10 protein-coding genes and 1 pseudogene are annotated in these 8200 nt (G+C 70.8%); 9 read left to right on the forward strand and 2 right to left on the reverse strand.

Translation table 11 applies throughout. The features are described 5' to 3' along the window. Positions 1–168 precede the first annotated feature (168 nt). Positions 169–969 carry an inositol monophosphatase family protein gene (locus tag KN815_RS43245; RefSeq protein ID WP_216347235.1) on the forward strand — a complete coding sequence of 267 codons (801 nt, stop codon included), beginning with the start codon at positions 169–171 and terminating at the stop codon, positions 967–969. Positions 970–1187: 218 nt separating this feature from the next. Here KN815_RS43245 and KN815_RS43250 read toward each other — a convergent pair whose 3' ends face one another. Continuing rightward, positions 1188–1361, reverse strand: coding sequence for a hypothetical protein (locus tag KN815_RS43250; RefSeq protein ID WP_014055412.1), 174 nt, complete (start codon positions 1359–1361; stop codon positions 1188–1190). A gap of 358 nt (positions 1362–1719) precedes the next feature. On the opposite strand from KN815_RS43250, the gene KN815_RS43255 reads away from it, so the two are divergent. From KN815_RS43255 to KN815_RS43270, 4 genes are all read left to right on the forward strand, one after another. After that, on the forward strand, positions 1720–2373 hold the full coding sequence (locus KN815_RS43255) for a response regulator transcription factor (RefSeq protein WP_014055413.1): 654 nt from the start codon (positions 1720–1722) through the stop codon (positions 2371–2373). A gap of 6 nt (positions 2374–2379) precedes the next feature. Continuing rightward, positions 2380–3627: a sensor histidine kinase gene (locus tag KN815_RS43260; RefSeq protein ID WP_216347236.1), complete on the forward strand. Its 1248-nt coding sequence runs from the start codon at positions 2380–2382 to the stop codon at positions 3625–3627. Between the two features lie 407 nt (positions 3628–4034). Then, entirely contained in the window at positions 4035–4337 is a 303-nt protein-coding gene (locus KN815_RS43265; RefSeq protein WP_009714537.1) for a DUF4193 domain-containing protein, read from the forward strand. Positions 4338–4351: 14 nt separating this feature from the next. Continuing rightward, entirely contained in the window at positions 4352–5053 is a 702-nt protein-coding gene (locus KN815_RS43270; RefSeq protein WP_216347237.1) for a hypothetical protein, read from the forward strand. 17 nt (positions 5054–5070) lie between these two features. On the opposite strand, the gene KN815_RS43275 is transcribed toward KN815_RS43270, so the two are convergent. Beyond that, on the reverse strand, positions 5071–5517 hold the full coding sequence (locus tag KN815_RS43275) for a DUF3093 domain-containing protein (protein ID WP_216347238.1): 447 nt from the start codon (positions 5515–5517) through the stop codon (positions 5071–5073). A 59-nt stretch (positions 5518–5576) separates the two neighbouring features. Between KN815_RS43275 and KN815_RS43280 the strand changes: the two genes are divergently transcribed. The 4 genes and pseudogenes from KN815_RS43280 to KN815_RS43295 form a co-directional block, all read left to right on the forward strand. Next, on the forward strand, positions 5577–6158 hold the full coding sequence (locus KN815_RS43280; RefSeq protein WP_216347239.1) for a PaaI family thioesterase: 582 nt from the start codon (positions 5577–5579) through the stop codon (positions 6156–6158). After that, entirely contained in the window at positions 6155–6682 is a 528-nt protein-coding gene (dut, locus tag KN815_RS43285; protein ID WP_216347240.1) for a dUTP diphosphatase, read from the forward strand. Before KN815_RS43280 ends, dut begins: the two co-directional genes overlap by 4 nt. Position 6683: 1 nt before the next feature. Next, entirely contained in the window at positions 6684–7469 is a 786-nt protein-coding gene (locus tag KN815_RS43290) for a DUF3710 domain-containing protein (RefSeq protein ID WP_093465219.1), read from the forward strand. Between the two features lie 230 nt (positions 7470–7699). Beyond that, positions 7700–8200: pseudogene (locus tag KN815_RS43295) on the forward strand (hypothetical protein); the annotation flags it as partial.

Raw genomic sequence — 8200 nt, forward strand, 5'->3', positions numbered from 1 at the left:
CGGCCGCCCCGGAGCGCTGCGCCCTGGGCGCCCTCGGCCCGAGCCATGACGTATGCCCGGTGGGCTGCTGTCCGGCCCGCTCGCCGCGCCCCGCCGCCGCGGGCTCGGACTGAGCGTCCCCGCCCCGCCACCGCCGCCGCCCGTCCGGGCAATCCGCTAAGGAGCACGATGACCGACCCGCTCATGACCGAACTCCTCGAGACGGCGCTGGAGGCCGCCCGTGGCGCGGGGGACCTGCTGCGCGACGGCCGCCCGGCCGACCTCGGGGTGGCGGCCACCAAGACCAGCCCGATCGACGTCGTCACCGAGATGGACATCGCCGCCGAGAAGCTGATCACCGACCTCCTCGCGCGCCGCCGCCCGCTGGACGGAGTGCTCGGGGAGGAGGGCGCCGACAGCGCGGGCAGTAGCGGGGTGCGCTGGGTGATCGACCCGCTCGACGGCACGGTGAACTACCTCTACGGCCTGCCGTCGTGGGCGGTCAGCATCGCCGCCGAGCAGGACGGCGAGACGGTCGTCGGGGTGGTGATCGCCCCGATGCGCGGCGAGACCTTCCAGGCGGTCCTGGGCCAGGGCGCCCGGCTGAACGGGGAGCGGGTGCACTGCCGCCCCGCGGCCCCGCTGGAGGAGTCGCTGATCGGCACCGGCTTCGGGTATGTGCGCGAGCGCCGCATCGGGCAGGCCAGGGTGCTCAACGATGTGCTGCCGCGGGTGCGGGACATCCGGCGCGGCGGATCGGCCGCCATCGATCTGTGCGATGTGGCCTGCGGGCGGCTCAACGGCTACTACGAGCGCGGGCTCAACCCCTGGGACTTCGGGGCCGGTGCGCTCATAGCGCGCGAGGCGGGCGCGCTCACCGGAGGGCGGCCTGGCGTCCCTGCCTCCACGGAGCTGACCATCGCCGCCGCCCCCGGCCTTTTCGAGCCGCTGAGGGGGCTTCTGGACGACCTGGGCGCCTGGCACGACTGATCCCGCCCCCGGGTCCTCAGGCTCCCGGTCCACACGCCCCCGTTACGCCCCCGCTCCACACTCACCGCCCACACACGGAAACGCCCCGGAGTCACGAGGACACCGGGGCGCTTCGGCGTGGTTACCGGATGCTTTCTGGATCACCATCCGGAGGTGAATCGGAATCGGCTACATGGAGCGGAATCCGGATCTGGATCGGGTCCGGAATCCACGAGGGATCAAGCGAACGAGGCGCTTACTTCGACACCGTGCTCGGCGGCGAGGCGACGGAGGTCTTCCAGCTCCGACTGCTCCACGTCCACAAGAAAATCGTCGCCCGTCTCACGGGCGCGAATGAGATCGGTCTTGGTGTTCTCTATGCGCTGCAGAATGCCTGCGGTGAACGCGTCCATGTGCGCCCCCTCGTCGTGGGTCGGTGGCACGGGGGTGTGCCGACGGCGGGACGATCACGTGCGTGGCCCTTGCCGACGGCAATGAGGGTCAGAGATGCCGGAGACAAGGCGTGATCGCGGGTGTGCAGTCGTCCTCCCCACCCCGTCCTGGGCGGAAACCTCGGGCCCCGAAAGAATCTGAATTCGGCGTTCCAGCCGCTGCCGCCCCCACCACCGCGTCCATGATCGGGCTCCGGGATCCCGCGGCGATCCCTCTTACCGCCGGTTTATGAGACTTCGAGGCAGGATGGAGGCGCCGAACACTCATCGAGTTTGGCGAGATCATGCCCAGTGCGGCAATCAAGGAAGGACTAACGACGTGCGCGTACTCGTCGTCGAGGACGAGCAACTGCTCGCCGATGCGGTGGCCACCGGACTACGCCGGGAGGCCATGGCCGTCGACGTCGTGTATGACGGAGCCGCCGCCTTGGAGCGCATCGCGGTCAACGACTACGACGTCGTCGTCCTCGACCGGGACCTGCCCCTCGTGCACGGCGACGACGTCTGCCGCAAGATCGTCGAACTCGGCATCCCCACCCGGGTCCTGATGCTCACCGCCTCCGGCGACGTCAGCGACCGCGTGGAGGGCCTGGAGATCGGCGCGGACGACTATCTGCCCAAGCCCTTCGCCTTCAGCGAACTGATCGCGCGGGTGCGGGCGCTCGGCCGCCGGACGACGGTCGCCCTGCCGCCCGTCCTGGAGCGCGCCGGGATCAAGCTGGACCCCAACCGCCGCGAGGTGTTCCGGGACGGCAAGGAGATCCAGCTCGCGCCGAAGGAGTTCGCGGTCCTGGAGGTGCTCATGCGCAGCGAGGGCGCCGTGGTCTCCGCGGAGCAGCTTCTGGAGAAGGCGTGGGACGAGAACACCGACCCGTTCACCAATGTGGTGCGGGTGACCGTGATGACCCTGCGCCGCAAGCTGGGCGAGCCCGCGGTGATCGTCACCGTCCCCGGCTCGGGTTACCGGATCTGATCCGGCATGGCGACGACTCCGACCCCGCTGCCGCCGACGGCACCGCCCAAGCCGAGCTGGGATCCGCAGGGCGCCTCGCGCCCCAACCCCTGGCTGCGCCCCACGATCCGGATACGGCTCACCCTGCTGTACGGCGGGATGTTCCTGATCGCCGGGGTGGTGCTGCTGACGATCATCTACCTGCTGGCCGCCCAGGCCCTGCACGTCGGCAACGAGCTGCCGTTCAAGCTGGTCGGCGGCAGTGTCCAGCCGACCAACAACACCTGCCCCGAGATCATCGGCCAGAGCAGCCCGGACCAGTTCAACGCGGTCCTGAACACCTGCATGAAGGAGCAGCGCCAGTTGGCCCTGGACGGGCTGCTGCGCCGCTCCCTGATAGCCCTCCTGGGGCTGTCCGTGATCGCCTTCGCCTTCGGCTACGCGATGGCCGGGCGGGTGCTCTCGCCGCTCGGCCGGATCACCCGGACCGCGCGTCAGGTGGCGGGCTCGGACCTGTCCCGCCGGATCGAGCTGGACGGCCCGGACGACGAGCTCAAGGAGCTCGCCGACACCTTCGACGAGATGCTGGAGCGTCTGGACCGGGCGTTCACCGCCCAGCAGCGGTTCGTCGCCAACGCCTCGCATGAGCTGCGCACCCCGCTGGCGATCAACCGCACTCTGCTGGAGGTGCAGCTCTCGGACCCGCAGGCGTCCCCGGAGCTGGTCCAACTGGGCAAGACCCTGCTGGCCACCAACGAGCGCAGCGAGCAGCTCGTGGAGGGGCTGCTGCTGCTGGCCCGCAGCGACAACGAGATCGTCGACCGCAAGCCGGTGGATCTCGCCGAGGTGGCCTCCCAGGCGATGGAGCAGGTCCGGGCGGAGGCCGAGGGCAAGGGCGTGGAGCTGCGCGGCGGGCGCGCTCCGGCGGTGGTCCAGGGCAATGGAGTATTGCTCGAGCGGATCGCGCTGAACCTTGTGCAGAACGCGGTGCGGTACAACATCGCGGAGGACGGCTGGGTGGAGGTCACCACCGAGAGCCGGCCGGGCCAGGCCGTGCTGGTGGTGGCGAACACCGGTCCGGTGGTCCCCGCCTACGAGATGGACAACATTTTCGAACCCTTCCGCAGGCTCCGCACCGAGCGCACCGGCAGCGACAAGGGCGTCGGCCTCGGGCTGTCGATCGCGCGGTCCGTGGCCCGCGCCCACGGCGGCAGGATCGCGGCGGAGCCGCGTGAGGGAGGTGGCCTGGTGATGCGGGTGGTACTCCCGGTCTGACGCCGGGAAACCCGAGGCCGGGGGCCTGCTCGGGAGGTGTTCGCTTTGGGCGGAATTTTCGTGATCCGCCCACCCGAGGTAGGCTGTGTGATCGATCACATGGGCGATTTTCCGGCCATATACTCTGCGTGATCGTCGCGGTTGACGGAAAGCCGGGAAAATCCGGGTTTTCGGGGACCGTGATCACGGGAAGTACACGTCATGGCGCATGCGAGTGCGACATTCGGACCGTGTACGGTCCCGATGGCCATCCAACCCGATCACCTCTTCAGGGGTGCGGTTGGGTGTCGATTGAGTAACAGACCTTGATGTGAGGCAAAATCTCCGCCTCGGGTCGGGCACAAGTCCGGCCTCTCACGCGTTACGTGCGCTGGAGACACCACAGACACCCAGAGGGGGAGAGCGACATGGCAACGGATTACGACACCCCACGCAAGACCGACGATGACGTCAACGAGGACAGCATCGAGGAACTGAAGGCCCGGCGGAACGACAAGTCGGCGTCCACCGTCGACGTCGACGAGTTCGAGCAGGCCGAGGGACTCGAGCTGCCCGGTGCGGACCTCTCCAATGAGGAGTTGTCCGTCCGGGTGCTGCCTCGTCAGGCGGACGAGTTCACCTGCATGAGCTGCTTCCTCGTGCACCACCGCAGCCAGTTGGCCGCCGAGACCAAGAACGGCCAGCCGATCTGCCGCGACTGCGCGGCCTGAGCCGCGGGGTCGGCGTGGAGGCGGAGCACGACGACGTGGACGAGGCCGAGCGAGGCCGGATGGCCTCGCTCGCGACCAGCCTCGGCCGCGGTGTGCGAAGAGGCGGTGAGCGCGCGAGAGCGGGGGTCTACGCGGTCGCCGACCGGATCATCGTCAATGCTCCACGCGTTCCGGTCCGCGATCTCGCGACGCTGCGCAAGCAGTTCCCGGGGCTCGGCCCCGAAGAGCTCGCGGACAGACTGGTGGCCGGTGCCGCGGGCGGCACCGCCACAGTGGGCGCGGGCGTCGGTGCAGCGGCGACGCTGCCGGCCCCGCCCGCCATGCCCACCGAGCTGGCCACGGAGATCGTCTGCGTGGCCTCCATAGAGTTCAAGCTCATCGCCGAGCTGCACGAGGTCTACGGCGTGCGGGCGCCCGGTACGGTGCGCCGGCGCGCCATCGGATATCTCGGCTGCTGGGCCGAGGAGCGCGGTATCGACGTCGCCCAGCCGGCGAGCGTCAACGCGGCGCTGGGCGTCCAGATGAGGCGTGAGCTGCGGCAGCAGGTCGTCAGACGCGGCTTCCGGAACATGCCGGTCCTGATGCCCTTCATGGTCGGCGCGACCGTGGGTGCCGCGATGAACCGGCGCGACACCAAGAGGCTCGCACGCAAGGTCCGCAAGGATCTGCGGGCCAAGCAGGTTCCCTGGGGCCTTCCGCCGTCCCTGGAGGGGTGAGCCCCTCGCGCGCCCGCTCAGGCGGGTTGCACGGCCGTGAGCGCGGCGGCCAGCGCCTCCGGATTCCGTGTGGACACATACACATACGGTGTCGGGTCCTCCGGATCGGTGACTTCCACCCGCAGCGCGGTCGGGATGTAGCTGCGCAGCAGCATGAACGCCCGCGGATCGGCCTTGTAGCTTCGCCAGGCCGCCGCCTCGTCGGCGTCCAGCACCTGCGGGGTCCCCAGGGCCGACACCGGGATCCGCGCCTCGCCGGCCACCAGCGAGTCCGCCACCACGCGCACCCGGGCCGACCCGTACGAACTCACCGCGACGCAGGCCAGCGCCGCACCGCCGATCAGCCCGCCGAGCATCGGCAGCGTGCCGAACGGCAGCATGATCACCCCCACGGAAACCCCGATCAGAACGGCGATGAACCACCAGGAACGGGGCGCGCTGAGGCGTTCTTCGTAAGGCTGCATGCGTATCAGCTTGGCATGGCCGCCGAACCGGACTGTTCTCGCGGGTAAGGTCAGCCGTTGTGACTGGACGAACGACAGGGCTGACGCCGCCGGAGGGTGCCACGGCACCCGTGCGCCACCCCGACGCGCCCGCGCCCGGGAAGCCCCTCGGGGCGCACTACGACCAGTGCTTCGGCTGCGGCGATCAGCCGGGGGGCCTGGGGCTGATCGCGCGGGCGGGCGAGGGCGTGAGCGTCACCGCCGAGTTCACGGTGGGCACCGGCCATCAGGGCGCGCCGGGCCTGGCCCACGGCGGGGTGCTGGCCGCGGCGCTGGACGAGACGCTCGGGTCGCTCAACTGGCTCCAGCGGGTGATCACGGTGACCGGGCGGCTGGAGACCGACTTCGTACGGCCCGTGCCGGTCGGCACCGAGCTGCATCTGGAGGCACGGGTGACCGCCGTGCACGGCCGTAAGGTCTACTGCTCGGCCACGGGCCGGCTCGGCGCTCCGGACGGCCCCGTCGCATTGCGGGCGCAGGCCCTCTTCATAGAGGTGCGGGTGGACCACTTCGTCGAGAACGGCCGGGCGGAGGAGATCGACGCGGCGCTCGCCGATCCGGACCAGGTGAAGGTCGCGCGCGCTTTCGAGGTGAACCCATGAGTCCGCTGCCCATCGACGTGCCGATCCGCAGGGTGCACCCCGAGGTGCCGATCCCCGGGTACGCCCACCCCGGCGACGCGGGGGCCGACCTGGTCACCACCGAGGCGGCCGAGCTGGCTCCGGGGGAGCGCGCGGTTCTGCCCACCGGAGTGTCTATCGCGCTCCCGGAGGGGTATGCCGCCTTCGTGCATCCACGGTCCGGACTTGCCGCCCGCTGCGGCGTAGCCATGGTGAATGCCCCGGGGACCATCGATGCCGGGTACCGTGGAGAGATCAAGGTGATCGTGGTCAATCTGGACCCGCGCGAGAGCGTGCGGTTCGAGCGCTTCGACCGGATCGCTCAATTGGTCGTCCAGCAGGTCGAGAAGGTGCGCTTCCAGGAGGTGGCGGAGCTTCCCGGGTCGGCGCGGGCCGAAGGGGGCTTCGGGTCCACCGGCGGTCATGCCGCAGTGGACGGCACAACGGGCAGGGCAACGGGCGGGAATAGGTACGCTTCGGTCGGTTCCGACCGGGAAGGACGATGACGTGTTCGGACGTCGCCGCAAGCGCAGCAAGGAGGACGTCGAGTCGCTCGACGTGACCTCCGACGAGTTGGCCGAGGACGCGGAGGACGCGGACGGCGCTGAGGACACCGCCGCACCCGTGGAGGCCGGTCGGGTGAGCCTGCCGCCGGCCCCGCGCCCCGAGGGCCCCTGGGACGTATCCGAGGTGCGCGAGCCCGGCGAGGGCCGGGTGGACCTCGGTGGTCTGTTCGTACCCGGCGTCGAGGGCATGGAGCTGCGGGTGGAGGTCGCGGGGGACGCGATCGTCGCCGCGACCGTGGTGCTGCGGGACAGCGCCGTGCAGCTCCAGGGCTTCGCAGCGCCCAAGAAGGAAGGCATCTGGGGCGAGGTGCGCGACGAGATCGCCACCGGCATCACCCAGCAGGGCGGGGTCGTCGACGAGGTCGAGGGCCCGCTCGGCTGGGAGCTGCGCGCCCAGGTCCCGGTGCAGCTCCCGGACGGCAAGAACGGTGTGCAGGTGGTCCGCTTCGTCGGTGTGGACGGGCCCCGCTGGTTCCTGCGCGGTGTGATCTCCGGGCAGGGCGCGGTGCAGCCCGAGACCGGCAGCCTCCTGGAGGCGATCTTCCGGGACACGGTCGTGGTGCGCGGCGAGGGCCCGATGGCCCCGCGCGACCCGATCGTCCTCAAGCTGCCGGACGACGCGCAGATGGTGCCCGACGGGGTGCAGCAGGACGAGGCGCAGGGCTCGCGGTTCGCGGGCGGCGCCGACCGGCTCCAGCGCGGCCCGGAGATCTCCGAGGTCCGCTGAGCCGCCGTCGCGCGACGGCGGGAGACAAGGTCCGAAGGGGCCCGGGGCAGGGCCCCCGGGCCTCTTCGGCGTTTTCCGGGGGGGCCGCTTCGGGGATTTCCCGCGACCCGGTGAACACACCGGCCACACCGGCCGTACTCATGGGCGCGAGACCTTGTGACGCTCCGAGGGGGGAGAGGGCGCGTCGCGAGACACACCCCCTGTCCGACCTCAACGAGGTGAGTGATCAGATGTCGCGTGGCCTTCCGTTACTGCACCGCCGGAGAATCCTCGTCTCCGGCGCGATCGGCGGTATCACCTGTGCGGCCGTCGTGGTGGGAGCCGCCATGGCCGATCAGGACGACGGTGGCAGCGACGCCAAGGCGTCCACCAAGGCCGCCCAGACCATAAGCTGCCCCGCCGTCGCCGGTTCCCTCCCGGCGATCCCGGCGCAGGCCCAGGCCGAGGTGGACCGCAACCTCGCCCTGCTGGACACGCAGCTCGCGGAGGCCAACAAGCGGCTCGGCACAAGTCAGGGCGAGGGTGGCCCCAACTTCGTGCAGAACGCCATCCTCGGCCCTCTGGCGGACAAGCGGAAGTCCACCCTGGACCGCATCGCGATCTCCATCGGACGGCGCGCCGAGAAGCCGACGGGGCTGGACGCGCTCGCCGAGTGCACCCTCTCGGGCGGCGAGGCGGGAGCGGGCTCCGGCACCGGCGCGGGCGGCGGGGCGGACAGCGGCGCGACCCCG

The organism is Streptomyces niphimycinicus, assembly GCF_018883605.1.
In the GTDB taxonomy this organism is placed as follows: domain Bacteria; phylum Actinomycetota; class Actinomycetes; order Streptomycetales; family Streptomycetaceae; genus Streptomyces; species Streptomyces niphimycinicus.